The sequence below is a fragment of the Mangrovicoccus ximenensis genome, from assembly GCF_003056725.1.
Taxonomy (GTDB): Bacteria; Pseudomonadota; Alphaproteobacteria; order Rhodobacterales; family Rhodobacteraceae; genus Mangrovicoccus; species Mangrovicoccus ximenensis.
The window spans coordinates 124,705-150,249 of sequence record NZ_QBKZ01000005.1; the positions used below are offsets into that span (position 1 = coordinate 124,705).

General features: G+C 69.6%; 23 protein-coding genes and 7 pseudogenes. 7 read left to right on the plus strand and 23 right to left on the minus strand.

Going from position 1 to position 25,545, the window contains the following annotated elements:
- Positions 1-268 precede the first annotated feature (268 nt).
- Both C7T91_RS12460 and C7T91_RS12465 read right to left on the minus strand, forming a co-directional pair.
- On the minus strand, positions 269-1,222 hold the full coding sequence (locus C7T91_RS12460; RefSeq protein WP_108259526.1) for a PQQ-dependent sugar dehydrogenase: 954 nt from the start codon (positions 1,220-1,222) through the stop codon (positions 269-271).
- Between the two features lie 546 nt (positions 1,223-1,768).
- Positions 1,769-2,002 (minus strand): annotated as a pseudogene (locus tag C7T91_RS12465) (M23 family metallopeptidase); the annotation flags it as partial.
- Between the two features lie 28 nt (positions 2,003-2,030).
- On the opposite strand from C7T91_RS12465, the gene C7T91_RS12470 reads away from it, so the two are divergent.
- Together C7T91_RS12470 and C7T91_RS12475 are read left to right on the plus strand one after the other, a co-directional pair.
- A complete protein-coding gene (locus C7T91_RS12470) occupies positions 2,031-2,318 on the plus strand; it encodes a universal stress protein (protein WP_108259528.1) in 288 nt (95 codons plus the stop codon).
- Between the two features lie 938 nt (positions 2,319-3,256).
- Entirely contained in the window at positions 3,257-3,508 is a 252-nt protein-coding gene (locus C7T91_RS12475; RefSeq protein WP_108259529.1) for a hypothetical protein, read from the plus strand.
- A 924-nt stretch (positions 3,509-4,432) separates the two neighbouring features.
- On the opposite strand, the pseudogene C7T91_RS35580 reads toward C7T91_RS12475, so the two are convergent.
- The 4 pseudogenes from C7T91_RS35580 to C7T91_RS39450 form a co-directional block, all read right to left on the minus strand.
- Positions 4,433-4,579, minus strand: a pseudogene (locus tag C7T91_RS35580) (IS3 family transposase); the annotation flags it as partial.
- Positions 4,555-5,136: pseudogene (locus C7T91_RS12485) on the minus strand (thiamine phosphate synthase); the annotation flags it as partial. The pseudogenes C7T91_RS35580 and C7T91_RS12485, both read right to left, overlap by 25 nt.
- Before the next feature lie 180 nt (positions 5,137-5,316).
- Positions 5,317-6,075, minus strand: a pseudogene (locus C7T91_RS12495) (family 4 glycosyl hydrolase); the annotation flags it as partial.
- Positions 6,076-6,091: 16 nt separating this feature from the next.
- Positions 6,092-6,412: pseudogene (locus C7T91_RS39450) on the minus strand (AraC family ligand binding domain-containing protein); the annotation flags it as partial.
- Between the two features lie 222 nt (positions 6,413-6,634).
- Here C7T91_RS39450 and C7T91_RS39455 point away from each other — a divergent pair.
- Positions 6,635-7,843, plus strand: a pseudogene (locus tag C7T91_RS39455) (hypothetical protein); the annotation flags it as partial.
- Here the strand turns inward: C7T91_RS39455 and C7T91_RS12510 are convergent.
- Positions 7,842-9,251, minus strand: a complete 1,410-nt coding sequence (locus C7T91_RS12510; protein ID WP_108259532.1) for a M24 family metallopeptidase — start codon at positions 9,249-9,251, stop codon at positions 7,842-7,844. The pseudogene C7T91_RS39455 and the gene C7T91_RS12510 overlap by 2 nt on opposite strands.
- Before the next feature lie 914 nt (positions 9,252-10,165).
- On the opposite strand from C7T91_RS12510, the gene C7T91_RS12515 reads away from it, so the two are divergent.
- Positions 10,166-10,594 carry an SRPBCC domain-containing protein gene (locus C7T91_RS12515; RefSeq protein ID WP_108259533.1) on the plus strand — a complete coding sequence of 143 codons (429 nt, stop codon included), beginning with the start codon at positions 10,166-10,168 and terminating at the stop codon, positions 10,592-10,594.
- A gap of 4 nt (positions 10,595-10,598) precedes the next feature.
- On the opposite strand, the gene C7T91_RS32535 is transcribed toward C7T91_RS12515, so the two are convergent.
- Complete coding sequence (locus tag C7T91_RS32535; protein WP_161555875.1) at positions 10,599-10,742, minus strand: hypothetical protein; 144 nt, start codon at positions 10,740-10,742, stop codon at positions 10,599-10,601.
- A 10-nt stretch (positions 10,743-10,752) separates the two neighbouring features.
- Positions 10,753-11,397, minus strand: coding sequence for a 3-deoxy-D-manno-octulosonic acid transferase (locus tag C7T91_RS12520; RefSeq protein ID WP_108259534.1), 645 nt, complete (start codon positions 11,395-11,397; stop codon positions 10,753-10,755).
- Positions 11,398-11,451: 54 nt separating this feature from the next.
- Here C7T91_RS12520 and C7T91_RS12525 point away from each other — a divergent pair, with 54 nt between their 5' ends.
- Positions 11,452-12,348, plus strand: coding sequence for a LysR substrate-binding domain-containing protein (locus C7T91_RS12525; protein ID WP_108259571.1), 897 nt, complete (start codon positions 11,452-11,454; stop codon positions 12,346-12,348).
- A 59-nt stretch (positions 12,349-12,407) separates the two neighbouring features.
- On the opposite strand, the gene C7T91_RS12530 is transcribed toward C7T91_RS12525, so the two are convergent.
- From C7T91_RS12530 to C7T91_RS12560, 7 genes and pseudogenes are all read right to left on the minus strand, one after another.
- Positions 12,408-13,553 carry a muconate cycloisomerase family protein gene (locus C7T91_RS12530; RefSeq protein WP_108259572.1) on the minus strand — a complete coding sequence of 382 codons (1,146 nt, stop codon included), beginning with the start codon at positions 13,551-13,553 and terminating at the stop codon, positions 12,408-12,410.
- Between the two features lie 283 nt (positions 13,554-13,836).
- On the minus strand, positions 13,837-14,724 hold the full coding sequence (locus C7T91_RS12535; protein ID WP_145962866.1) for an alpha/beta hydrolase family protein: 888 nt from the start codon (positions 14,722-14,724) through the stop codon (positions 13,837-13,839).
- Between the two features lie 236 nt (positions 14,725-14,960).
- Positions 14,961-15,680 (minus strand): FHA domain-containing protein, encoded by a 720-nt coding sequence (locus tag C7T91_RS12540; protein ID WP_108259536.1) that lies wholly within the window; start codon positions 15,678-15,680, stop codon positions 14,961-14,963.
- A gap of 7 nt (positions 15,681-15,687) precedes the next feature.
- Positions 15,688-15,981 (minus strand): PAAR domain-containing protein, encoded by a 294-nt coding sequence (locus C7T91_RS12545; RefSeq protein WP_108259537.1) that lies wholly within the window; start codon positions 15,979-15,981, stop codon positions 15,688-15,690.
- Between the two features lie 99 nt (positions 15,982-16,080).
- A pseudogene (locus C7T91_RS12550) lies at positions 16,081-16,311 on the minus strand (FAD-binding oxidoreductase); the annotation flags it as partial.
- A 69-nt stretch (positions 16,312-16,380) separates the two neighbouring features.
- On the minus strand, positions 16,381-17,166 hold the full coding sequence (locus C7T91_RS12555; RefSeq protein ID WP_108259538.1) for an IclR family transcriptional regulator: 786 nt from the start codon (positions 17,164-17,166) through the stop codon (positions 16,381-16,383).
- Positions 17,167-17,233: 67 nt separating this feature from the next.
- Positions 17,234-17,758 (minus strand): flavin reductase, encoded by a 525-nt coding sequence (locus C7T91_RS12560; protein WP_108259539.1) that lies wholly within the window; start codon positions 17,756-17,758, stop codon positions 17,234-17,236.
- Between the two features lie 182 nt (positions 17,759-17,940).
- Between C7T91_RS12560 and C7T91_RS12565 the strand changes: the two genes are divergently transcribed.
- Complete coding sequence (locus tag C7T91_RS12565) at positions 17,941-18,663, plus strand: hydratase (RefSeq protein WP_108259540.1); 723 nt, start codon at positions 17,941-17,943, stop codon at positions 18,661-18,663.
- A 211-nt stretch (positions 18,664-18,874) separates the two neighbouring features.
- Here C7T91_RS12565 and sdhA read toward each other — a convergent pair whose 3' ends face one another.
- The 7 genes from sdhA to C7T91_RS12600 all read right to left on the minus strand — a co-directional run bounded on the left by sdhA (position 18,875) and on the right by C7T91_RS12600 (position 24,709).
- On the minus strand, positions 18,875-20,677 hold the full coding sequence (gene sdhA, locus C7T91_RS12570) for a succinate dehydrogenase flavoprotein subunit (protein ID WP_108259541.1): 1,803 nt from the start codon (positions 20,675-20,677) through the stop codon (positions 18,875-18,877).
- 23 nt (positions 20,678-20,700) lie between these two features.
- On the minus strand, positions 20,701-21,072 hold the full coding sequence (gene sdhD / locus C7T91_RS12575) for a succinate dehydrogenase, hydrophobic membrane anchor protein (RefSeq protein WP_108259542.1): 372 nt from the start codon (positions 21,070-21,072) through the stop codon (positions 20,701-20,703).
- A 13-nt stretch (positions 21,073-21,085) separates the two neighbouring features.
- Positions 21,086-21,475 (minus strand): succinate dehydrogenase, cytochrome b556 subunit, encoded by a 390-nt coding sequence (gene sdhC, locus C7T91_RS12580; RefSeq protein WP_108259543.1) that lies wholly within the window; start codon positions 21,473-21,475, stop codon positions 21,086-21,088.
- A gap of 540 nt (positions 21,476-22,015) precedes the next feature.
- Positions 22,016-23,053 carry a MaoC family dehydratase gene (locus C7T91_RS12585; RefSeq protein ID WP_108259544.1) on the minus strand — a complete coding sequence of 346 codons (1,038 nt, stop codon included), beginning with the start codon at positions 23,051-23,053 and terminating at the stop codon, positions 22,016-22,018.
- A 19-nt stretch (positions 23,054-23,072) separates the two neighbouring features.
- Positions 23,073-23,276 carry a DUF1737 domain-containing protein gene (locus C7T91_RS12590; protein ID WP_108259545.1) on the minus strand — a complete coding sequence of 68 codons (204 nt, stop codon included), beginning with the start codon at positions 23,274-23,276 and terminating at the stop codon, positions 23,073-23,075.
- A gap of 3 nt (positions 23,277-23,279) precedes the next feature.
- Entirely contained in the window at positions 23,280-23,828 is a 549-nt protein-coding gene (locus tag C7T91_RS12595) for an NnrU family protein (protein WP_108259546.1), read from the minus strand.
- A complete protein-coding gene (locus C7T91_RS12600) occupies positions 23,828-24,709 on the minus strand; it encodes an HpcH/HpaI aldolase/citrate lyase family protein (protein ID WP_108259547.1) in 882 nt (293 codons plus the stop codon). Before C7T91_RS12600 ends, C7T91_RS12595 begins: the two co-directional genes overlap by 1 nt.
- 305 nt (positions 24,710-25,014) lie before the next feature.
- On the opposite strand from C7T91_RS12600, the gene C7T91_RS12605 reads away from it, so the two are divergent.
- On the plus strand, positions 25,015-25,326 hold the full coding sequence (locus C7T91_RS12605; protein ID WP_108259548.1) for a hypothetical protein: 312 nt from the start codon (positions 25,015-25,017) through the stop codon (positions 25,324-25,326).
- The last annotated feature ends 219 nt before the right edge of the window (positions 25,327-25,545 follow it).

A 25,545-nucleotide genomic window follows, 5' to 3' on the forward strand; every position in this document is an offset into this window, starting at 1 on the left:
GAAAGTGCGGTGCCGGGGCCGGTCAGCAGCGGCGCTGTCATTCAATGAGGGCGGAATGACACCGCACGGGGCGGGATGGCCGTCCGACGGTTCGGCTCCTGCATGGAGTGCGGCGGGCATCGCAAGGATCGATGACGGCGCGGATGGCCGCCCGGCCTCGCCGGGACCGGGGGCGGCTGCAGTCGAGCCGGTGCCGCGCGAAAGGGCTGCGGCCTTGGCTGCAAGCCGGTTGCCGGAGCGGGATGCGGCGGACCCGCCGCCCCGCAGGTCATTCCGGCGCGAGCCGGATCAGCGCGCCGTCATCGGCATCGGTCAGCACCATCACCGCCCCGTCCGAGGCGACGGCCACGTCGCGGATCCGCGCGACCCCCTGCAGGTAGCGCTGCTCGCCGGTGACGCGGCCGCCCTCGATCTCAAGCCGGACCAGCGCCTGCCCTGCCAGCCCCCCGATCAGCGCATCGCCCTGCCAGCCGGGGAAGACATCGCCGTCATAGAAGGCCATGCCCGAAGGCGCGATCACCGGGTCCCAGTAATAGACCGGCTGCTCCATGCCGTCGCGGGCGGTCTCGCCGCCGCCAACCGCACTGCCGTTGTAGTTCACCCCGTAGGAAATCTCCGGCCAGCCGTAGTTCCTGCCGGCCTCGGGCCGGTTCAGCTCGTCGCCGCCGCGCGGCCCGTGCTCCACCGTCCAGAGCGCCCCGTCCGGGCCGAGCGCCGCGGATTGCAGGTTGCGGTGCCCCCAGGACCAGAGCCCCGGCGCGCCGCCCGCGACCTGCGGATTGCCTGCCGCCGGACCGCCCTCCGGGTCGATGCGGATCACCTTGCCGATCTGGGTCGAGACATCCTGCGCCAGCATGCTGGCCGCGCGGACAGAGCGGTCGCCGGTGGTGACGAACAGCATGCCGGCGCGGTCGAAGACCAGACGCGAACCGAAATGCGCGGTCGAGGCCCAGGCCGGGTCCTGGCGGAAGATCACCCGGACATCCTCCATCCGCGTGCCGTCCGGCGACAGGGTGCCGGTGGCGACGCTGGTGCTGTTCCCGCCGCCGCCGCGCGGCTCGGAAAAGCTCCACCAGACCCGGCGGGTGGCGGCGAAGTCATCCTTCACCGCGACGTCGAGCAGCCCGCCCTGGCGGCGGGAATCGACCTCCGGAAGGCCCGCGACCGGCGCCGAGACCGTGCCCCCGGCCGAGACCAGCCGTTTGGCGGGAAGGCAGTTCATCCCATTGGATCACATTGCCCGGAAGGGGCAGCCGCGGATGTGCTGGCGCTGCCGTTGCCCGGCCGCGGCCGGGACGCCGGAGGTGGCCGTGACCCCGGCCATCGCCCGCGAAATGGCTGACGTCGTCCAGGCGATCGCCCGGAGCGTGGTGCCGGTCGCTGCCTGACGTCCGGCACGGCCCGGGAAAGCATTCCGATCTTCGGTGCGCAGTATCGGGGGCGGAACGCGGTGGGGAATCCGCGTGCGCTGTCATGAGCCGGCATGGCCGACGCTCGTCCAGCGGGCAAGGCAGCCCGGGGACGGAACCATGGCCCGGCGGCCGCCAATCCGTGCATGAGGGCTTGCCCGGCTGTCGTCCCGCTTCCGTCTCCAGCCTCGCGCATCTCCAACACGCTGCGCCCGGCCCCGCCGGAGGAGCCGCCTTGCAACAAGGCGGTGGCAGCAATCATGAGAGCAGGATGTCGCGCAGGACTCCGTGCCTCTCGGCACGCGGGAGCGGACATGCGCGGCAGCGGCCCGGCGGCGGAGCGCCGGGCTGCTCGGCCGTCAGTTCAGGTAGTCGACCGGATCGACGCTCTCGAAGCCGTTGCGGACCTCGAAATGCAGGAAGGCCGGGCTCGACTGGCGCACCACGCCGATCTGCTGGCCGCGCCGCACCGTGTCGCCCTTGGCAACCGCGATGGAATCGACATTGGCATAGACGGTCAGCAGGTTGTCGGGATGGCGCACCACCACGATCGGCACCTGGTCGACGTCGCGGGTGATCGCCGCGACCGTGCCGCCTGTCACCGTCGTGCCCGATGTCGGCATGGCGATCGTCGGCGCGCAGCTCGGCAAGGAGTTCGAGTCGAAATCGCTCGAAGCCGCCCGGGCCGAGCTTTCCCGCGCGCTTGAGGCGGCCGGGCTCGAGGCACAGCTCCACGTGCTCGAAGGCACGGTCTACGACAAGGTGATCCGCCTCGCCGAGGAGCTGGACGTCGACCTGATCATGGTCGGCGCGCACCGTCCCGAGCTGAAGGAATACCTGCTCGGCAGCAACGCCTCGCGGCTGCTGCGGCATTCGAGGAAATCCGTCCTGGTGCTGCGCGGCAGCTGACCGCCGCGCCAGCGCGCCTCCGACGCCCGGCCTCCCCTGCGGCGGCCGGGCTTTTCCTTGCACCGGTGCCGAGCCATGACGCGGAAGCATTGCTGCTTTGCAGCATTTTTCCCTTGCTGCATCGCAGCACAGTTGCTAAGTTCAGGTCATCGGATGCAGCAGCATCCAGCGGAATTCACGGTTTCCGGCAGCTCCTCCTCCTCCCTGAGCTGCGGAAAATCTGCGGCGGCCCCCTCCTCCTCCCTGGGGTCGCCGCTTTCTTTTTCCATATTTCCCAATAACATGTCCTTTCCGCGCCGCCGACGCTCGATCTCGCGATGCTGTGCAAGATGCGTCCGGGCGTAAAAAAATTCCGGCAGCGGCCTCAAAGGCACTTGGAATGAATGACGATGTCCCGCCGGAGCAATGCTGCTGCGCAGAAAACATCCTGCAGACCCGTCGGTGCAGGCTGGCCTGACGGCATCCGTCCGCATCGCAGAACCCGAAGCCGCCGACACGGAGCAGAGCGCCCTCCTGCGGCTTGTCGGCGACCTTCCCGCAGAACCGGATGGGCATCATGGACATCCTCGATGTCGTTCGCCTGCCGGCGGACTACGGCTGGCCGATCTGCGCAGGCACGGTGCCCGCGGCGACCGCGCCCCGCGTCGCCGCGCTGGAAGCTGCCGAGCGACGGTGACCGGCAAGACCGCCGCTACCGAAATGGCCACCGCAGATCCGGCCCAGCCGAGCAGTCCCGCTGAACCCGGTCCATTCGCCCGGCCGGCTCCTCTTCCGGCTCGGCCGCCGGGGTCTCGGCAGGGCTTGTCGACCGGGCGCCCAGACCGCCGGTTCCGCGATCCGCCCCGCCGCCCGCTTTCTGCAGCATCGCCGGTGCCCTGCCCTGGGCGGGCAAAATACCACACCGACGCCTTCACCCGCGACATGGGCGGGTCGGAGCCATGCTGAAAGCCTTTGCCGCGTGGTTACCGGAGACCCTGCCCGGTCAGCTCGCGCTGCTGCCCCTGCCGGTCCGGGACAGCGCCGACGCGACCGCGCGGAACACGGTCTCCGGCCCGGCCGAGGCCATCCGCGCCGCCGGAAACACCGCCCCCAAGCCGCCCGACCCGGCGCCCGTCCTCGAAATGATAGCGGTGCAGATGGCGGTGTCGGCTACGGAATCCCCCGCGCGCTGGCCTGCGAACTGGAGATGAACTGCGACCGCCTCTCCGCCGAGCTGCGCGAATTCTGCACCGCGTCCATGACGATCAGGCAGCACCGCCACGCCGCGGGCCTGGAAACCGCCGACCGTATCCGGGTGTTCTGCGGCCCGGTCGTCGCGGACTGCGACGCGGTGAAGGGACCGGCCGCGGCGGCGCTGGTGCGCGGCGGCCCCGGCTGGCCGTCAATTCCTTCGCCAACTGCAGCCGGCCGCCATCCAAGCAGGCCCCGGCCTGCGTTCCGCATGGCTCTGTGGCTCCGCGGACAGGTCGGCCAAGTCAAGACCAGGCGCAAGTCCCTGGTGCCGCTCACGGGCTGTGGTGGTCCTTGGGGCTGGACTTGCATGCGTCCCCCTGCGGCCGTCCGGGGGCGGCCTGCGCGGCCGCATCGCGACGCCGGTCAGCCGTGGAAAGACGACGGGCCGTCGGCTGAAAGGGACGGCGGGCGCCGTGCCGGGGCATGGCTGCCGTCCCGGGAGGCACGAACGGAGCCGGACGGCCGGAGCAGGCCCTCGCGCCGTCTCCGCGATGCGGAGCTGCCCAGGGCCGGAAATCAGTCCCGGCAGCCGGTTCCATTGCAAGGACCAGGACGAGACCTCCAAGGCGGCGGCCAAGATGAGCGTCCAGGTCAGCGACACCCCGCGCGACGTGTTGGAGGCACAGCTCGCCCCCGAGCAGGGCGAGTTCTCCCCTAACGGGATATACCGGCTGCTTTCCCGCCGTCGGGTTATCCTGACCTGGGATCACCCGAACCATGAGGAGAAGCATCCAGCAGAGGCAAGATAACGGGAAATCTGGACGAACTCGCCGTCGTCGGAGGAGACATCGGCACGGATACCTTCCATTTGGTTGGGTGCGACCGCGAAGGAGAGATCGCTTTGCGCAAGCAGATTGACCTGCCCCCTGCCGGTCCCTCATTCATAACGAGAGTCTGCAGGTTGGATTTGGGCATTCGGCTTCATCGTCTTGCGCAAGCGCGCCGGGCGCGGAGCCCTCAAATTGCTCAAGCATCCTGCGCGCTTGCTGCGGCGTCTGGCTGGCCAGGGACGAATGCGGGCGGTCCGTAGGTCGGGGGCGCGCTGGATGTCGGTGACCACCGCGGCGCTGTCGGCCCCGGCGGCGAAGAGCCCGGGCAGGCGCTCGATGGTCAGCCCGCCGATGCCGACCAGCGGCACGCGGCCTGCCATCGCCTTCCAGCGGGTGACCCGCTCCAGTCCCTGCGGCCCCCACTTCATCTTCTTCAGCAGCGTCGGATAGACCGGACCGAGCGCGACATAGGCCGGATCCTGCGACAGCGCGCGGTCGAGCTCGGCCTCGTCATGGGTCGACAGCCCGAAGCGGATGCCCGCGCGGCGCAAAGCGGCGAAATCAGCCGTATCCATGTCCTCCTGGCCGAGATGGACGGCGTCGCAGTCCAGATCCAGCGCCAGCTCCCAGTAGTCGTTGACGACGAGCTGCGCGCCGTGGCGGGCGCAGACATCGCGGGACCGCGCGATCTGGCGGCGCAGCTCCGGCGTTTCCATGTCCTTGGCGCGCAGCTGCACCAGCTTGACGCCCAGCGGCACCAGCCGCTCCAGTTCCGCCGCGGTGCCGGTGATCAGGTAGAAAGGGTCGAGACGCATCAGGCCAGCTCCGCCATGCCGAAGACCGGGGTGGAGGCGGCGGCCATGTCGCGGCGCGGCATCAGGCCGGCGCGATGTGCCTCGAGCCCGGCCGCAACCGCGCCGGAAAAGCGCCGCGGGCAAGCTCCCGCCTGCGGCCAGCGCCTCGGCGGCAGCGCGCTTCTGCGCCTGCTCGCGCTCGCGGTACTCGACCGGGGTCAGGCCGAAGCTCCAGCCCCCGGGATCGCCCAGGTAGTCAGTGGCCGGCAGGAACTCCGCCAGGTGCCGGTCGCCTGCCGCTGCCGGAATGCCGAAGCGCCGGAACAGGTCGAACTTCACCTTGGAGCGGTCGCCGAAATACCGTTCATGCTCGTCTGCCGGGTCGGGTTCCGCGGCGACCCAGCCGGAGGCGCCATGCTCCGCCGCGAAGGCGCGGTAGGCCGGCAGCATGTCCCGGCCCTTCAGCGAGATCCGGTCGGCGAAGGTGAAATGGTTGATGCCGAGGACATTGGCCTCGACATCGCGGTGCGTGAAAATCGGCGCCCCCGCCGCGCGGTTGGCGATCCAGGCGACCTGCTTCCTCAGCTTGGTCACCTCGTGGCATTCGCCCCAGGCGCGGATCCCCGGACAGGCGGCATGGAGCGCGCCGGTCAGCACGCTCATCGGGTTTGTCAGGTTGCACACATGGGCGCCGGGGGCGTGCTCCCCGATGGCGCGGCCGATTTCCGCCAGCATCGGAATGGCGCGCAGCGCGCGCACGAAGCCGCCCGGACCCACCGTGTCGCCCACCGCCTGCGCGATGCCGTATCGCGCCGGAATGCCGATATCCTGGGCCATGTCGGCGAACCGCCCCGGCAGGATCGAGACGACCACCACGTCGGCGCCGCCAAGCGCCTCTGCCAGCGTGGCGCAGGCCCTCGCCGAGCCGCGTCGCCTCGACCACCAGCGCGCGGGCCAGATCGCTCATCGCCAGCACCCGCGGCCGGTCGGCGTCGAGCCCCGCCGTCCCCGGCCAGAGATAGGAAGAGCGCATCCGCACCCGGCCCATCATCTCGACCTCGTGGACGCAGCCCGCCGGAATCCACAGCGCGCAATCGGGCGGCACCAGCCAGCTGCCCTGCGCGGTGCGGACATGGACGACGCCGGTCAGCGCGTGCAGCAGCTGGTCGCGCGGATGGCTGTGCGGGCGGACATGCATCCCGTCGGGATAGTCCGAGGCCAGCCCGACCAGAGGCGCGCTGCGCTGCTCCATCTCCTCGATGCGGCTGAACAGCGATGTGGCGTCGGTAGATGGCATGGCACGCTCTGGCCCGATCGGAAAGGTTATTGACCGAAGCACGAAAGACGGCCGCAGGCAAGACCGCTAGAGAGAGGAAAAAGGACACCCCCCATGACCGATGCCTCAGTCGCGGCGCCGCCGCGCGACCCGGCGCGCACCACCTATGCGATCCTCGCCGCGATCAGCTTCTGCCACCTGCTGAACGACATGATGCAGTCGCTGCTGGCGGCACTCTATCCCATGCTGAAGGCCGAATTCGCGCTGGATTTCTGGCAGATCGGACTTCTGACCTTCTGCTTCCAGGTCACCGCCTCGCTGCTGCAGCCGATGGTCGGCATGGTCACCGACCGCCATCCCTTCCCCTGGGCGCTGCCGGTGGCGATGGCTGCGACGCTGGCCGGGCTGCTGCTGCTGGCCGTGGCGCCGGGCTACGGGCTGCTGATCTGCGGCGCCGGGCTGATCGGCATCGGCTCGTCGGTCTTCCATCCCGAGGCCTCGCGGGTCGCCCGCGTGCCCGGCCGCGATCGCCTGGGCCATCGGCGCCCCCGCCGCAGCACGGGCCAGCAGGACATAGCCCGCCAGCGTCGGATGCAGCGCCCGGTCGGCATAGAACCCGGCAAAGCCGCCGACGATCTCGGGCGCGAGCAGGCCCGAGATGTCCTCCGCCTCGAGTCTCGCTCCGACGCCGCCAGTCCAGGCCGCCATCGCCGGATAGGCGTAGCGCCCCTCCTGCCAATGGGTCCCGGCCGACAGGTGGACATGGGCCGTCATCAAACCGGTCCAGGGCAGGAGGCGCAGATCCTCGCCGAAGGCTGCCCACCAGTAGCGCAGCGCCGCCGAGTGGCGGGCGATCATCCGGTCATCGGACGCCCCGGAGATCAAGGCCTTGTCGATATGGGTCCGGCCGTCGAGAAACAGGTCGCCGGACGCGCCGCCATCGGCCAGAACGCCGTTGCCGAAGCGCGGATCCGGCAGGATCAGCACCACCGGCACGCCCGGCCGCCAGGCCTGCGCGACCTCTTCGAAGAGGCTGCGGCTCCAGGCCGGAAGGCCGGCGCCGCCGATGAATCGGGTCTGTTCGAAAGGCGGCGGCACGATGCCCTGCGCCGCGAGATGCTGCCAGCGCCGGACGTGGCTCGGCCCGGCGAGGATGCCCTCGCGATTTTCCCGGAACGCCTCCGCCCGGAGGCCGCGCGGCCCTGGGGGCGGCGGACCACGCGGATGCAGGGACTGGTCCGCCATCCCGCCCTGGCCCTCGGCGGCCGTCCTGCCCAGGCGCCCGGACGGCGCCTCCTGCTCCGCGTCAGCAAGGACACTTTCCTGCGCGGCCTCCCGGCCGATGGCACCCGGGACATAGCGGAGCCTCGAATGATCGGCATCGATGACCGGGCCTGGCGGAAGAGGCAGCGCTACGGGACGCTGATCTGCGACCTCGAACGGCACCGGGTCATTGACCTTCTGCCCGATCGCGAACCGGCAACTGTCGAAGCCTGGCTGAAGGATCACCCGCAGATCGGGGTCGTCGCGCAGGACCGCAATGGCGGCCAGGCGTGCCGCGGCGCGGGCCTCGCAGATGCGGTCCATCCTCTCGTGGTCTGCACGCAAACCGCTGCCGGACAACGGGTTGCGGACCGACGGCACGCCCGCGCTCATTCAGAAACGCCGCGGAAGCCGCGCTGGCGCCTTGGCTAGGGTGAGGCCGAGGACGGCGTGCCGGGCGCCTTTGCCCGCAGCCCCGACCGGACCATGGTCCAATGGCCAGACCAAGGGACAGATCAACCGCCTGAAGATGCCGGAGCGGCAGAGGCATGGCCGGGCGGGTGTCGGCAAGCCGGAGGCGAAGATGACTGCGATGCCATGGGCCAAGCCCTGCATCGAAACTGGGAGGCCGCAACGGGGGCCTGCGTCCCGCGCCGCCCGCATCTTGCGCTTGCCCGCCGGGCGGGCGGCTGGCGACGCTCCCGCATCTGTTCCGGCAGGAGGAATGCGGAATGAAGCTGTTCATTGGCCTCGACGTCCCATGCGCGAAGACGGCGGCCGGCGTGCCCGGCGAACATGGCAGGATCGTCAGGGAGGCGGAGGCCGCCAGCGACCCGGAGGCGCTGGCGGAATTCTCGGAAGACCAGCCCGGCGAGATCAGCGCCTCGCCGTTCCAGGTCAGGTGCGGCCCCGCGCCCTCGCCGCCCGCCGACAGCAGCGGCACGATCGCCGGATAGTCGCCCCAGCTGTCCGCCTCGCCGGTCACCGCGGTCTTGTAGAGCTCGCCGGCCAGCTCGTGCTTCTTCATGCCCGGCTCGGCCAGCTCGACCGCGCGGCGGATCACCAGGTCCGAGATCCGCGCGGCGCGCCGCATATGCGCCAGCTCTTCCTCCGATTTCACCAGCCGCTGCCAGTTCACCAGGCTCGAGGCGTCCATTATGTCGGCGCCGGGCAGGCATTCGGCAATCGTCGTGAAGGCGCGGGCGGTGAAGAAATAGGTCTCCATCTCGACGCCGATGCGCTTCGTGCCGAAGCCCATGATCCGCAGGCGCGAGGCCAGGTCCTCCATCGGATGGGTCTCGGCGGCCTGCACGTAGCGGTCGGGATAGGGCAGGACATGCGCGTCCTCCATCCAGACGGTGCGCCGCGCCCCTTCCGCATCCATCGCGCGGCCCCACCAATACGGCGCGCCCTCGAGCGGCAGGATCACCGCCTGATGGACATAGAAGGACCAGCCGTCATAGCCCGTCAGCCAGTGCTGGTTGGAGGGATTGGTCACCACCAGGACGTCGATGCCGAATTCCGCCATGGTTTCGCGGGTCTGCCGGATGCGCCGGTCGTATTCGTCCTTGGAAAAGAGGGCGTTCTCAATCGGCATTCGTCATTCGTTCCGTCCCGGGGCCGGCCGGCGCGGCCGATCCGCGCGGTGCGCACCGGCTGCACCTGCAGCAATCGTGAAGCAGCCCGCCCCAGCGTCAACCGCAAACCTGTTAACCATGGCAAGCCATATGACGCAGCCGCCTGCCTGCCGAAAGCTTGGGCGTTCGGCTCGGCGCCTGCGCAGACCCGCGCAGCGGGCGGCGCCGCCCTGCGGCGCAATGGCCCGGAATTGTTCCAGCGCCACGGGGGAGTGCCGGACGCGGACCAGCGGGAACGCGCCGCACCGGGACCGCAAGGCGCTTTCGACGGTCCGGCACGCGCCGGGAGGAGGCGGAGACTGGCCGCTGCGCGATGCAGAAGGCTGGTCGTCCTGCCGCAGGGCTGGACCGCATGATCTCCAGCGTTGCCGGAGACGTCCGCGCAGCAGGCCGGCTCCGGGCATTTTCCGGCCGGACAGCTGCGTGCTCCCGACGTCATGATCGCCGGCTGAAGCGGCTGGGCCGGTGACCTCTCCCGCGGCGTTTGTTTCGAGGGTTGCGCCAGCCGGACTGGCGCCGAGCCTCCGGAATGGAAGCCAAGCTTCGCCAGCCATGCCGGCACCGGTCCGGCCAGACGGATCGCCCGCACCCTGCCTCCGGCGACAGCCCGCCAGAGCCTGCGGGCCTGCAGGCACTCCGCGCGACCGCACCAGCCCGGATCCGGAGCGGAGGCGCAAGCAGCCCTGTCCCCGGACCCGCATCCCTGCCATGGGCCGCCCTGTGTCACCGCTTTTCCGCGGCCGGCAGCACAGCGTGCCGGAGCGGGCGGATCATCGCCCGTTTGCCGCCCGCGCAACCGTCCTCCGGAACGGCGGTTCCCAGGACGCCCTGCGCCGCGTAGCATGGTCCCGCATGACACGAGGAGGAGGATGCCATGCAGATTACCGTGGAGACGCTGGTCCGTGCGCCCTTGGAGACCGTCTGGGCCTGCTGGACGACCCCCGAGGACATCATGGACTGGAACGCCGCATCCGAGGACTGGCACACCACCCGCGCCGAGATTGACCTGGTCCCCGGCGGCCGTTTCCTGTCGCGGATGGAGGCGAAGGACGGCAGCGCAGGCTTCGATTTCGAGGGCCGCTTCGTGAGGATCGAGCCGCTGAGCATGATCGAGTCCGAATTCGGCGGCCGCCACCTGAAGGTCTGGTTCCAGACCGCCCCCGGCGGCACGCTGGTGCGCGAGGTCTTCGACCCCGAGGACGAGCACCCCGCCGAGATCCAGCGCCAGGGCTGGCAGGCGATCCTCGACAATTTCGCCCGCCATGTCGAAGCCAAGGTCGCGGCCGAACCCGTGAGCGACTGAACGCTCAGAAGAAGCGCAGCAGCCGCACCAGGACCCAAAGGAAGGCGGCAAGGCCCAGCCCCCAGGCCAGGCTGAGCCCCGCCAGCAGGCCCGCCAGCCCGGGCTGCGGCGCGCCAAGGCCCGGCGCAGCCGTCAGGAAGGCAAGCAAGGCGCCTGCATCAGGCGGCCGGGTCCGGCAGGTGCTCGAGGATCAGCGCGATCGCCTTGTCGGTGACATCGGCGCCCGACGAGCTGAGCTCCCAGGCGGCGAAGGCCATCGGCGCGCTGCGCGAGGGCTGCATCAGCTCGGCGACGGTCTCGCCCAGACCGGCGGCATCCTCGACCTTGAGCGCCGCGGCGGCGGCGTCGAGCCGTGCATAGATGTCGGCGAAATTGTGGACATGCGGCCCGTGCAGGATCGCCGAGCCGAGCGCGGCCGGTTCATAGGGATTGTGGCCGCCGATGCGGGCCAGCGAACCGCCGACGAAGCTGACCGGGGCCAGCCGGTACCACAGCCCCATCTCGCCCAGCGTGTCGGCGACATAGACGTCGCAATCCTCGTCCGGGCAGCCCGCTTCGCTGCGCAGCCGCACGGCGAAGCCCTTTGCGGCCAGCATGTCGCGGATCGCCGGGCCGCGCTCGGGATGGCGCGGGGCGAGGATCAGCAGCAGGCGGTGGGTGCCCTTCTGGGCGATGCGGTGCGCCTCGGCGGCGATCTCTTCCTCGCCCTCGTGGGTGGAGGCCGCGCACCAGAGCGGCCGATCGCCACCGGCATCATCCGCAACAACCCTGCGCGCCGCCCGACGCCTCGCGGCCTCTGGCATCCGGGCGCGATCCGGGGCAGTCTCGGACCCTGACCGATGCGCCGGGAGGACGGCATGAACCTCAAGCAGATCGCCTATTTCATGGCCGTGGCCGAAGAGCTGCATTTCGGCCGCGCCGCCGAACGGCTCGGCATCGCCCAGCCGCCGCTGTCGCGGCAGATCAAGCAGTTCGAGGAGGAAATCGGCGCGCTGCTGTTCAACCGCGGCCGCTCCGCCGTGACCCTCACCCAGGCCGGCGAGCGGCTGAAGGAACGCGGCGCCCAGATCCAGGATCTCGTCGCCGAGACCGAGCGCGAGATCGCAAGGCTCGGCCAGGGCGCCGAGGGGCGGCTCCGGATCGGCTTCGTCGGCTCCTCGACCTACGGCATCCTGCCGAACATCGTGAAATCCTTCCGCGCGCATTACAGCCAGGTCGACCTGTCGCTCCTGCCGATGAACAACGCCCAGCTGCACCGCCGCCTGATCCGCCGCGAGATCGACGTCGCCTTCGCCCGCCCCGCCCTGCGCGATGCCGAATTCGCCAAGATCCGGCTGATGGACGAACCGCTGGTCCTGGCCGCGCCCGACACCTTCGCCCCGGTCCGCAGCGGCAGCGTCTCGCTGGCCGAACTGGCCGGCGAAACGCTGGTGCTCTACCCGGAATTCCCGCGCCCGAGCTATGCCGATTTCGTGCTGGAGCGGCTCGCCGCACAGGGCTTCGACACTGCCGCGATGAAGCGCGTCTTCGCCATGGACCTGCAGACTTCGCTGAGCCTGGTGGCGATCGGCGAGGGCGTCTGCATCGTGCCGGCCTCGGTCGCCTCGGCGGCGCGCAACGGCATCCGCTTCCTCGCCTTCGAGCCGGAGCTGGGCCAGACCGAGCTGTCGCTGAACTACCGGATCGACGAGCAGGGCGTGCATGTGCGCAACTTCGCCCGGCTCGCCCAGAGCGTCGCCCGCAAGCTGGTCTGAAACGCGGAGGCCCCGGCGCAGGGCCGGGGCGGGACAGGGCGCAGCGGCGCCGAAGGGCGCTATTCGGCGACGATCGCCACCGGCTCGGCGCCGCCGCGGCGGTAGCGGCGGACGCGCTCCTCGTCGAGCGAGACGCCGATCCCCGGCCCCTCCGGCAGCCAGACCTGGAAATCGCGGTAGACCAGCGGCTCGGCCAGCACCTCGTCGGTGAACAGGAGCGGCCCGAAGAGCTCGCAGCCCCAGGCCCAGTGCTCGACCGTGCAGAAGAGCTGCAGCGAGGCGGCGGTGGCCACGCCCGATTCCAGCATGGTGCCGCCATAGAGGCCGATGCCCGCCGCCTTGGCGATGGCGATCACCTCGGCCGCATTGGCGAGCCCGCCCGACTGCGCGACCTTCACCGCGAAGGCGTCCGCCGCGCGGTCGCCGGCATGGCGCATCGCATCGACCGGCCCGGTCAGCGCCTCGTCGGCCATCACCGCGATCGCCGAGCCGTCGGTCAGCGATTTCAGCTGGTCGCGCTGGCGCAGGTCGATCGGCTGCTCGGCCATCGCCACCCCGATCTCCTCGAGCCCGCGCAGCCCGTCGCGCGCGGTGTGCAGGTCCCAGGCCTGGTTGACGTCGACCGTCAGCCTGGCGCGGTCGCCGAGCGCCGCCTTGATCCGCCCGACATGCGCCAGGTCGTCCTTCAGCGCGCGCTTGCCGATCTTCAGCTTGAACTGGCGGTGGCGCCGGGTCTCCAGCATCTCCTCGGCTTCGGCGATATCGGTGTCGGAATTGCCCGAGGCCAGCGTCCAGGCAACGTCGATGCCCTGGCGCACCGCACCGCCGAAGAGCTGCGCCACCGGCACGCCGAGCCGCTTGCCGAGGCCGTCCCAGAGCGCGATCTCGACCGCCGAGCGGGCGATCGGATTGCCGCGCACCGCCTTGGCGATCAGGTTGCGGGCCGCCGAGATGTTGTCGGCATCGGTGCCGACCAGAACCGGCGCCAGGTAGCAGTCGATCGCCGACTTGATGCTTTCGGGGCTTTCCGAGCCGTAGCTCAGCCCGCCGATCGAGGTGCCCTCGCCGAGGCCGGTGGAGCCGTCGGAGAAGTCCATCCGCACGAGCACCACGGATTGCACGGTCATGGTGGCCATCGACAGGACATGCCCGCGGATGGTCGGAAGGTCTACGATCTCGGTGGAGATGCGGTCGATGGTGATCATGCGGGCCTTGCCGTTCTGTGAGGTGTCTGTCTGGCCCGAAAATCGCATTTCCGCCCGCAGCCTGTCGATTGCCGTTGCGGTCTCGGCTGATACCCGCAGGAGTCTTTCCGGGACAGACATCCGGTGCCGGACAGCAAAGGGACGGACAGGCGGCGGGCCCCGATATGCCGCAGCGGCGGCGATGCGGTCCTGCAAACGGGCACCCTGCCCCGGCGCTTCGGAACATCATGGCAGAGAATACCGCCGCGCTGTGCCGCGCGCAGTCATGTCCGGTAATGTCGCCCTAGCGCTTCAGCGACTTGTCGAAGAACCGCACCAGCTCGGCATTCATGTCCTTGTGGAACGCGGCCCGGTCGAAGCCTTCGGAATCGACGCAATACATCGCCCATTGCGCGGGATGGGCCATTTCCATCGAGGGGCTGCAGGGCGCCAGGAAGGCGAAATGCCCGGCCCGCTCGACCACATGCACATCCGGCGAAGCGGCGAGGCCCGCGGCGACCAGAGCGCCGTTGGTGTTGTGCGGCACCCGCAGGTCGAGCCCGCCGGACCAGATCTGCACCGGGATGTCGATGGCCGCCAGGTCGAGCGCGCCGAAGGCGAAGCCGAGCGCCGGCGCGGCAGCCGCGACGGCCCCGATCCGGCCATCGCCCGCCACCTGTTCGAGGACCGGCGCCACCTGCCCCGGTTCGGCACCGTCGAGGAAGCCTTCGCGGCAGGCATATTCACGCGGATTGCCGGCGCAGAAAGACTTGGCCAGCCCGACATCCGGCAGCGCCCCGGCCGCCACCAGCGCGCTGTAGCCGCCCGAGGAGAAGCCGTAGACGCCGATCCGTCCGGAATCGATCCGCGAGGCGCCGGGCCAGGCCTCGGTCATGTAGTCGATCGCCGCGCGCAGATCGGCCGGGCGCGTCACCATCCACTGGGCGGGCGGCGCGCCGCCGTCCTGCATGTTGTCTCCGGGATGCTCGGGCACGGCGACGACATAGCCCGCTTCGGCCAGCGCCAGCGCGGTATCGGCATGGCCGCCCATCCAGCCGCCCTGGCCGTGGCTGATGACCACCAGCGGATGGCGGCCTTCGGCAACCGGGGCGTCGAGGCTCAGATGCTGGCCGAAGAGCGTCGCGGTCGCGGGCGGCGCGGTCGCGGCTGGGTACCAGATGCCGATGCGCATCGCCGGATCCTCGGCGCCGCCGGCGGCAGGAAGCTCCTCCATCGCAAAGCCCGCGGCAGCTGCCCAGCCGGGCGGAAGCAGGAAAAGGACGGCAAGCAGGGCAAGGGAAGATCTGGGAAACATGCGACTCGTCGGATTTCGGTGCGCGCTGGCTAGCAGGATCTTTCTGGGGGGTAAACGACGACCGCGCCGCAGCCCCCCGGACACCGGGGTTTCGCGGCGAAACCCCGGGAGGCTCATGCCGGTCCCAGGAGCCGGGCCAGCTCGTCCATCGCGCGCTCCAGAAGCTCGGCATCGACATGGCGCCCCTCGAAGCGGATGTAGTAGCCCTTGGCGTCCGAATGGCGGCGCAGCGTGACGCCGTTGTCGAGATGCCGGATGCCGAAGCCGTCCTCCTTGGGCTTGGCCGGTTTCGGCGCCTTGGGACGGCCGCCGCGGCGCGGGTCCTTGGTCTGGGATTCCGCCTCGAGGCACCAGGGCTCGAGCGCAGCCCATTCGCCGGCGGCATCATCCGCGCCGCCCTGCCCGGCCGCCTGGCGCAGCTGCGGACCGTCCAGCGGACCGCCCCGCGCGGGCCCGGCCTGCGGCATCAGCGGCGCCTCCTCGAGCGGCGGCAGCGCATCCGGACCGGGCGCGGCGGCGGAGGAAATCTCGACCACCAGCTCGTAGCTGCCGATGCTGAGGATGTCGCCGTCATTCAAGGGCGTCGGCGCCTCGCCGAGCCGCACCTTGCCGTAGTTGAGGAAGGTGCCGTTGGTGGAGAAATCCACCACCACGACATTGCCGTTCTGGTCCTCGATCGCGCAATGGCGGCTCGACACGATCCGGTCGGGATCGGGCAGCACGAGGTCGTTGCCCGCGCTGCGCCCGATGGTCAGCGAGGCGCCGCGCATCTCGACCGGACGGCCGTCTCCGGGCACCGTGCCCGTGGACTGGAACTTGACGATCACCGGCATTGCGTCTTCAGCCTCCCGTGATCACCGTCGGGGCGCCCATGATGATCGTGCCGCCCATCGCGCAGAGATCGCCCATCCGCGCCGCGGGCAGCTTCTGGATCATCACGGTCATCGAGCCCTTGGCGATCGGATGCGGCACCGGCGGCGCGGGCGGCGTGATCGACATCGACATGTCGGTGACGCGCGCGGCCGGCAGGCAGCAGACCAGCACGGTCAGCGCGCAGGGCGGCAGGATCGGGCTCGGCGCGCCCATCGTGCAGGGGCCGGCATGCGGATCTGTCATGCGTGCCTGGGGGGGCATGTCAGCTCTCCTCCTTCTGCTTCGGACGGCCGGAGCCGCCGCGGGCGATGTCCAGCGCGCGGTCGATCAGCCGGTCGGCCGCCTCCTCGATCCCGATGTCGGGACGGTCGAGCCATGGCAGATCCCCAGCGCGGCGGCGACCTCTTCGGTCGAGCGCGGCAGCACCACGGCCAGCGGCGGACAGCGATAGGCCGTCAGGGCGTCGCATTCATAGGCAACGAGCCCGCGCGGGTCGTCGATGACGGCATCCGCAGGCAGCACCTCCTTCAGCCGCGCGACGATTTCGGCGCGGCGCTCCAGAACCATCGGATTCGGGCGTGGCAGTTCCATGGTGTCCTCCCTGACGCATGATGTCTGTCACGGAGGCCGCCTGTCCAGCCACAAGGGCTGCCGGCATTTTCACGATATGGAAAGCGGCGCATGGCCGCCGAGCCGGGCCGTCAGGTCAGCGGCGGCACGGGCCACCTTGTTGCCCGCAACGGCGAATTTCTCGGGCGAGAGCCGGGCCGAGAGCGCCGAGATCGAGATCGCGCAGGCCGCCTCTCCGGTCTCGGACCAGACCACGGCGGCGATGCAGCGGAGCCCCGGCGCGTGTTCCTCGTCATCGACGGCAAAGCCCTGCGCGCGGATCCGGGCGATATCCTCCATCGCCGTGCCGAGATCGCGGTGGGAATGCGAGGTCAGCGGGTGGAACCCGGTGCGGGCGGCGAAATCGGCAATCTGATCGTCGGGCCAGGTCGCGAGGATCGCCTTGCCCATGCCCGAGCAGAAGGCCGGCACGCGGCCGCCGGGCGGCGAGATCGCGCGGACGATCTCGCGGCTTTCGACCTGGCTGAGCGTCACCAGATGGTCGACATCGAGGATGCCTAGATTGGCGGTCTCGCGGGTCTCGTCGCGCAGCCGCCGCAGATAGGGCATCGCAGGCGCCACGAAATTCCGCCGCTGCGCATAGGCGGCGCCGACGGCATAGGCCTCGCGTCCGACATGCCAGAGCGACTCTTCGGCATCGAACTGGGCGAAGCCCTCGGATTCCAGCGTGGTCAGCAGCCGGTGCGCCGTCGAGACCGCCAGCCCCGCCTCGCGCGCCAGATCGCTGACCCGGTGGCCCTCGTCCGACCGCGCCAGCAGCCGAAGCAGCCCCAGCGCCCGCGTCACCGACTGGACGCCGCCGCCCTTGCCATCCATCGCTGCTCCTCCCGCATCGCGAAACCCCGTTCCGCAATCTGGAGCGGGCAGCCCCGGCTGTCCAGCCTCAGACCGGCAGGTCGTGGAACTTGCGGGCGAAATAGGCGGAGCCCGGCGCCTCCGGGTCCGCGGCCACATCGACGACTTCGCAGAAGATCACCTCATGCGTGCCGCAGAGATGGCGGTGGCTGATCCGGCAATCGAAGGAGACGACCGCATCGTCGAGCACCGGCGCGCCGCTCTTGCCGCGGTGCCAGCCGGTTTCGGAGAAACGCTCGGACATCGGGGCCTTGCCGCCGAAGGTCATGGCGAGGTCGCGGTGGCGCGGGCCGACGGTGTTGACGCAGACCGCCTCGTTGGCGGTGAAGGCCGCCATCGCCGAGCTGTTGCGGTTGAGGCAGACCAGCAGGGTCGGCGGATCGTCGGTGACCGAGCAGACCGCCGTCGCGGTGAAGCCCGCGCGGCCGCCCGGTCCGTCGGTGGTCACGATGTTCACGGCGCCCGCGAGGCAGGCCATGCCGTTGCGGAACGCCTCGCGCGTCACCAGTTCCAGCGCGCCCGGCCCTTCGGGCTGTCCTGCGGTCTCCGTCATCTTGGTCCTTCCCGGCAATCCTGTTGCCCTCATTTAGCGCCCCCGGCCGGAAATGGTCAGGGGGCCGGCCCGCAAAAGCGCAAAAAAATCCGGGCCCCTGCGCCAGTGCTGCCCCTTCTGCCCGGCGCGCCGGGACGCTAGACCCGGGGCAGACACCCTTTCCAGTCCGACCGGAGTTCGCCATGTCCGCGCTGTCCCCCCTCGCCGCCGCCCTGATCGCCGCCCATGAGAGCGGCCGCCGTTTCGTCCCAGACGCGGCCCCGGCGGATGCCGCCGCCGCCTATGCCGTGCAGGCCGAGGTCAGCCGCCATTTCGGCGCGGTGGGCGGGTTCAAGACCGCGCAGAAGCCCGGCGCAGACCCGATCATGGCGCCGATCCGCGCCGATCAGCTTCTGGCCTCGGGGGCCGCGGTGAAGGTCGCGGACAAGCTCGGGATCGAGCTGGAGATCGGCTTCGAGATCCTCTCGCCCCTGCCGCTGGGCGCCGCCCCGGCGGAGTTGGCCCGGCATGTGCGGCCGCGCCCGGTGATCGAGCTGGTGGATACCCGCCTGGAGGGCCCGCTGGCTGCCGACCCGCTGGCCAAGCTGGCCGACCAGCAGATCAATGCCGGGCTGGTGCTGGGCGAACCGCTTGCCGACTGGGACGGCAGCGATTTCGGCAAGCTGACGGGCCGGCTCACCGCCGGAGACGAGACCGTGCTCGACGGCGGAACCGAGGTGCCGTTCGGCTCGGCGCTGACCACGCTGTCGCTGCTGGCGGAGTTCATCGGCGGCCATTGCGGCGGGCTGCAGCCGGGCCAGGTCGTGATCACCGGCTCGCTCTGCGGCCTGCCCTATTTCCCCGGCGGGACCCCGATCCGCGGCCGGATCGACGGGCTGGGCGAGGTCGCGGTCGACCTGCTCTGATCCCGTGACCGGCGCCGCCCCGACCCGTCCGCTCGCCCGGAGGCCGCGCAGGGCATGTGCCACCCGGCCAAGCCCGGCATAGGCCGGCGCGGAGTTCTCCGCGCCGCCGGTGATCTGCGTGCTCATGCCTCCGCGCTCCCCGCATGCTCCGCGGCGGCGCGGAACGCCGCCCCGGAATGGGGCCGGGACCAGGAGGCCGGCACGGCACGCATCAGAAAGTCCGGGCCTTCGGCGCGATGCGCTTCAGGCTGATGCCGCCCGCATCCTCGGTGGTCAGCGGATCGGTGATCACCGGACGGAAGCTCAGATCGACCTTGTTGCCGTCGACGCGCATGACGGAATGGACCCGCCAGTTCTCGTCGTCCCGCTCCGGATAGTCCTCGTGGGCATGCGCCCCGCGGCTCTCGTGGCGGGCCTCGGCGCCGACGATCGTCGCCAGCGCGTTCGGCATCAGGTTGGTCAGCTCGAGCGTCTCCATCAGGTCCGAGTTCCAGACCAGCGAGGTGTCGGTGACCTTCAGGTCGCCGAGCTTGGCCGCGATCGCGGTCATCTTCTCGACGCCTTCCTTCAGGCTGTCCGACGCGCGGAACACGGCGGCATCGGCCTGCATGGTGCGCTGCATCTCGAGGCGCAGATCGGCCGTCGGCGTGCCGCCCTGGGCGTGGCGCAGGCCGTCGAAGCGGTCGAACGCCTTGTCGATTTCCGACACCGGCGCCTTCGGGATCGAGGCCGCGCGGTCGATCACCTCGCCGGCGCGGATCGCGGCGGCGCGGCCGAAGACCACGAGGTCGATCAGCGAGTTGGAGCCGAGGCGGTTCGCGCCATGCACCGAGGCGCAGCCCGCTTCGCCCACGGCCATCAGGCCCGGAACGGTCGCGGTCGGGTTCTCGGCGGTCGGGTTCAGCACTTCGCCCCAGTAGTTGGTCGGAATGCCGCCCATGTTGTAGTGGACCGTCGGCAGGACCGGGATCGGTTCCTTGTTCAGGTCGACGCCCGCGAAAATCTTGGCGCTTTCCGAGATGCCCGGCAGGCGCTCGGCCAGCGTTTCCGGCGGCAGGTGGTTGAGGTGCAGGAAGATGTGGTCCTTGTGCTCGCCCACGCCGCGGCCTTCGCGGATTTCCATGGTCATCGAGCGGCTGACATAGTCGCGCGGTGCCAGGTCCTTGTAGGTCGGCGCGTAGCGTTCCATGAACCGCTCGCCTTCCGAGTTCGTCAGGTAGCCGCCTTCGCCGCGGGCGCCCTCGGTGATCAGGCAGCCCGAGCCGTAGATGCCGGTCGGATGGAACTGCACGAATTCCATGTCCTGCAGCGCCAGGCCCGCGCGCGCCACCATGCCGCCGCCGTCGCCGGTGCAGGTATGGGCGGAGGTCGCCGAGAAATAGGCGCGACCGTAGCCGCCGGTGGCCAGCACGACCATCTTAGCGTTGAAGACGTGGAAGGTGCCGTCATCGAGCTTCCAGCACAGCACGCCCTTGCAGACGCCGTCCTCCATCAGCAGGTCGATGGCGAAGTACTCGATGTAGAATTCCGCGTTGTTCTTCAGCGACTGGCCGTAGAGCGTGTGCAGGATGGCGTGGCCGGTACGGTCGGCCGCGGCGCAGGTGCGCTGCACGGGCGGGCCTTCGCCGAATTCGGTGGTGTGGCCGCCGAACGGACGCTGGTAGATCTTGCCCTCTTCGGTCCGGGAGAACGGCACGCCGTAATGCTCCAGCTCGTAGACCGCGGCGGGCGCGGAGCGGGCCAGGTATTCCATCGCGTCGGTGTCGCCGAGCCAGTCGGAGCCCTTGACGGTGTCGTACATGTGCCACTGCCAGTTGTCCGGGCCCATGTTCGACAGCGAGGCGGCGATGCCTCCCTGGGCTGCGACAGTGTGCGAGCGGGTCGGGAATACCTTGGTCACGCAGGCGGTCTTGAGCCCCTGCTCTGCCATGCCCAGGGTCGCGCGGAGACCTGCCCCGCCGGCGCCGACCACCACGACGTCGTAATCGTGGGATTCGTATTCGTAGGAAGCCATTGTCTTCGTATGCTCCGTCTTCTTCAGAGGGCCAGGCGCGCGAGCGCGAACAGCCCGCAGCCGATCGCGAAATAGGAGACGCAGGTGACGGCGATGACCAGCCACTCGCGGACCATGCCGTGCGTGTAGTCTTCCAGAACCATGCGCATGCCGCGGATGAAGTGCAGGAAGCCGACGGTGATCATCAGGCCTGCGATCACTGCCGGGAACGGCTTCGCGAAATAGGCGATGACCTCTTCATAGGGCTTGCCCAGCTGGGGGCCGAAGGTGAAGAGGAACAGCGGCGTCAGGATCAGCAGCCCGTAGGAGCTGACCGTCATGCGCCAGAAATTCTCGGTTCCGGTCTTGGCGGAGCCCATGCCAACGGCGCGCTTGCGGTCGGTGTAGAATGCCATGGTGCGCGTCTCCTTACACGATGATCGCGGTGATCAGGGTCAGCACGACCGAGCCGCCGATGACGATCTTGCCGAGCAGCTGCGCCTCTTTCAGGTCGAGGCACTTGCCCGCGTCCCAGATCAGGTGGCGCACGCCGGCCAGCGCGTGGTACCACAGCGCCCAGACCGAGAGGAACATGACGAGATCGCCCAGATAGCTGGTCACGATCCAGTCGACGACGCCGAAATATTCGGGTCCGGACGCGGCGGCGAGCAGCCACCAGACGCAGAGCAGAGCGCCCACGATCAGCCCGACGCCCGCAGCGCGGTTCAGGATGGAGGTCACCGAGCCGATCTGCGGCCGGTAGTACTGTCCAAGCATGAATGGGGAAAGCGGCCGGTTGCCCCGGTTCACATCAGCCATGGGTTGCCCTCTCGGAGTTTCGCCTTTGGTCGTTGACTTCGGTCTTAGCACCTTTTGCGGTGTTGTCATCCGCCCGGCAATCGCAAAAGCGCGATCTTTTGGCGCAATTGGCGCTAACGGGCGCGGTTTGTGATCACACGATCCAAGAGTGTGATCACAAACGGAATATGAGCAAAACCGTAAGGATTGCCGACCGGCGCCGCAGCGCGGAATGAGTCGCGGAACCGCCCGACTCACCTGCCGGAAACCGCTTGCGCGCAAGCTGCCGCCGCGCGCCGGGACGGACCCTGCCCCGCAGCCCAGAGAGCCGCTTTCCTCTTGGAACAGTCAACGGGCTCGGGCAAAACCGGGGGTTGCGCGGACAGGGGCGGCATCGGATGCCGCAGGACTGCGCAGCCGCGCCGGAATTGGCGCCGCTCCGCGCAGGCAGCGGACCCCGACCGGAAAAAAGGGGGATGGCGGAACGCGCCGCACCGGCCCGGCCGCAGGCATGGCAGGCCGGGAAAGACAGACGCCGCCCAGTCCGGGCGGCGCAGCGCGTCAGAGCGGCATCAGCGCCCAGTAGTCGAGATCGAGCAGCACCTCGGGCAGGTACTTGCCGTCCTCGCCCTTCAGCTTGCCCGCCTCGGCCCCGGCCTTGACCGCCACGAGCCGCAGCCGGATCGCGCCGACGCCCGGCGCAGCGGTCTCGACCTTGTCGAGCACCTCGGACCAGGCCTTGACGGTCAGCCCCGAGAAGGCCGGGTTGGCATGGGCCCCGCCGTTCAGCCCGACGATCATCTGCGCGTTCGCCAGGCCGTTGAAGCTGAGCGCGCGCGCCAGGCTGATGATGTGGCCGCCATAGATCAGCCTCTGGCCGTCGGGACGGAAGGTGGCGTCGAAATGGACCTTGGCCGTGTTCTGCCACAGCCGCGTGGCCATCATGTGCTCGGCCTCTTCCAGCGTGACGCCGTCGACATGGTCGATGATCTCGCCGATCTCATAGTCCGACATCCGGTGCGGCTCGCCCGAGAGGCCGAAATCGTAGCGGGTGAAATGAAGCCCTTCCGGGACCGCGAGCGAGCCGGGATCGACCACCTTGGCGAGCTCCGGCACCACCGGCTCGGGCGCGGGCGCGTCGAGGTCGTTCTTTCGCACCATCACCCAGCGGACATAGTCGAGCACGACCTCGTCGCGCTGGTTCAGGCCCTTGGAGCGGACATAGACCACGCCGGACTTGCCGTTCGAGTTCTGCTTGAGCCCGATCACCTCGGAGGTGGAACGCAGCGTGTCGCCCGGCATCACCGGCTTCAGGAACCGTCCCTCGGCATAGCCCAGGTTCGCCACCGCGTTCAGCGAGATGTCGGGCACGGTTTTGCCGAACACCACGTGGAAGGCGATCAGATCGTCCAGCGGGGAAGCGGCGAGGCCGCAGGCGCGGGCGAATTCATCCGAGGAATAGAGCGCATGGCGCGCCGGATAGAGCGCATGGTACATCGCCCGCTCGCCGCCCGACACGGTGCGCGGCACCGCGTGGCCGATCACCTGGCCGATGGAATAATCCTCGAAGAACCGTCCCGGATTGGTCTTTGCTGCCATCACTGCTCCCCCGTGGGCATCACTGCTGTCCCAGTTTCATGTCCGGCGAATAGGGCGCGTCGATCTCCTTGGTGACCGCCTGTCCGCAGCGCATCACGCCGTTCGAGGCGTCGAAGGCATATTGCGGATCGCCGTAGAGCTCCCAGCCCTTGGACAGCGCTTCGCTGACCTTGTGGCAGAAAGCCGAAGTGTCGTCCTCGCTGAGGAAACGGTAGATCTTCATGTCTCATCCCATCGGGTAGTGGCCGGTCCAGACATGCACCGCCACGGCGGCGGCGTAGAAGACGATCCCGGCGACAACCGCCTTCAGATCGCCCTTCCTGTCTTCTTCGGGCTTTGTCCAGACGGGTTCGCTGCGGTTGATGACGATCACCTCGGCCACCGCCCAGCCCAGCATCCCGCCGAAGAGCAGGATCGAGGCGAGGTCGCCATTGACCAGCAGGTGCGCGACCGCCCAGGTCTTCACCGCGGCCAGCATCGGGTGGCGGATGCGCCGCGCCAGCCCGCCCTTGGCCGGGCCCAGCATCAGCAGGAACGCCGCCAGCAGCATCAGCGTATTGTTGATGTGCGTCATAAGCGCCGGCGGGGTCCAGACATTGACATAGGGCACCGCGCGGAAGCCGAAGATCATCAGCAGGAGCGCGGCAAGCAGCGCGGCCGCCACGATGCCCTGCCCCGCCTTGCCCATCGCCGCGCGCTTCTCCGGGAAGACCCGCTTGAAGAGATGCGCCGCGATCCACAGAGCGATCCCGGCAAGCAGCGCGATCCAGCCCATCAGGCGACCCCTTCTTCCAGCTTGGCGATCGCCGCGGCCTTGGCCAGCGTCTGCTTGGCGGTGACGATATGCAGGTTCTCGACGATCCTGCCGTCGACGATGGCGATGCCCAGCCCCTTGGCCTCGGCCTCCTCATAGGCGGCGATCTGGCGCTGCGCGAGGTCGATATCGGCCGAGGAGGGCGCGAAGGCCTCGTTGGCGGCGGCGACCTGCGCGGGGTGGATCAGCGTCTTGCCGTCGAAGCCCATGTCGCGGCCTTGGGCGCATTCGACGGCGAAGCCTTCCTCGTCCTTGAAGGCGTTGTAGACGCCGTCGACGATGGTGATTCCGGCCGCCCGCGCGGCGAGCAGGCAGAGCTGCAGCGAGGTCAGCAGCGGTTCGCGGTCTGCCCGGAATCTGGTCATCAATTCCTTGGCGAGGTCATTCGTGCCCATCACGAAGCCGCCCATCCTGGGCGCCTCGGCGATCTCGGCGGCCTTCAGGATGCCGCGGGCGGTCTCCATCATCGCCCAGATCTCCGTCGCCTCGCAGCCCGGCGTGGCGTCGAGCACCGCGGCGGCCTTGGCGATCGTGTCGGTGCTTTCGACCTTCGGGATCAGGATCGCATCGGGCGCGGCCGCGGCCATCGCCTTCAGGTCCTCCTCGCCCCATTCGGTGTCGAAGCCGTTGATCCGGCAGATTTTCACCCGGGCGCCATAGCCCCCGGCCTTCAGCGTATCGGCCAGCAGGTTGCGGGCATTCACCTTCTCGTCGATCGCGACCGCATCCTCGAGATCGAAGATGATCGCATCGACCGCCAGCGTCCTGGCCTTCTCCAGCGCCCGCTCCTTGGAGCCGGGGATATAGAGAACGGAACGGTAGGGGCGCGCGCGTTGATCCATGATTCTTTCCTCCACGGGGCTGCTTTTGTACTTATATTGCGCGGAGGGAAAGGCGCTCGCGGCCACTTGCCGCATCGCGGAAAGTCGGGGTCCCCCGCGAGGCTGTCCTGTGGGACGCTGGAGGCAGCGCGCCGGGTTTACCCGTTCTTCGGCCCTGCGCGCGCAGGCTCCCGCCCGGACCGGACGCTGTCCGGCGGCGGGCCCGGCATGACGACCGAATACGACTTGCAACCGGGGATCCTCCCCCTGCCGCAACGGCCTAGGCGCGGACAGGCAGGCAAGGCTCCTCCCGAGAGGACGTAGCGATGAAGACGACCCTGACAAGCCTCTGCCTGGCGCTTTTCGCCACCACTGCGCTCGCGGCGGAGGAGCAGCCCCGGAACTGCGCGGAGCGCGACAACGTGCTGAAGCGGCTCTCCGGCAATTACGGCGAGACCCGGCAGAGCATCGGGCTCGGCGCGAACAATTCGCTGGTCGAGGTCTTCGCCTCCGACAAGACCGGCACCTGGACCATCACCGTGACCATGCCCGACGGCATGACCTGCCTGATCGCCTCCGGCCAGTCCTACGAGAAGCTGATCAACGACAAGCTGCTGCAGCCGGGCGAAGACGCCTGACGCCGCCTGCGGCGAGTGCCGGGAAAACAGGCAGCGGGACGCCCCGGCGGCCGTGCCGGAGGCCGCATGATCCGCCGCCGCAGCGGCGGCGCGGCCGGACCGCCGCTGCCCCCGGCCCCGGCAAAACGCCTTCCATTTGCGCCACTGGCGCCACGCCCCCTAGCCTTTCCCTTTGACTTCAGCATGTTGCAGCCATTCTGCCGTTGAGGAAGCCGCCTC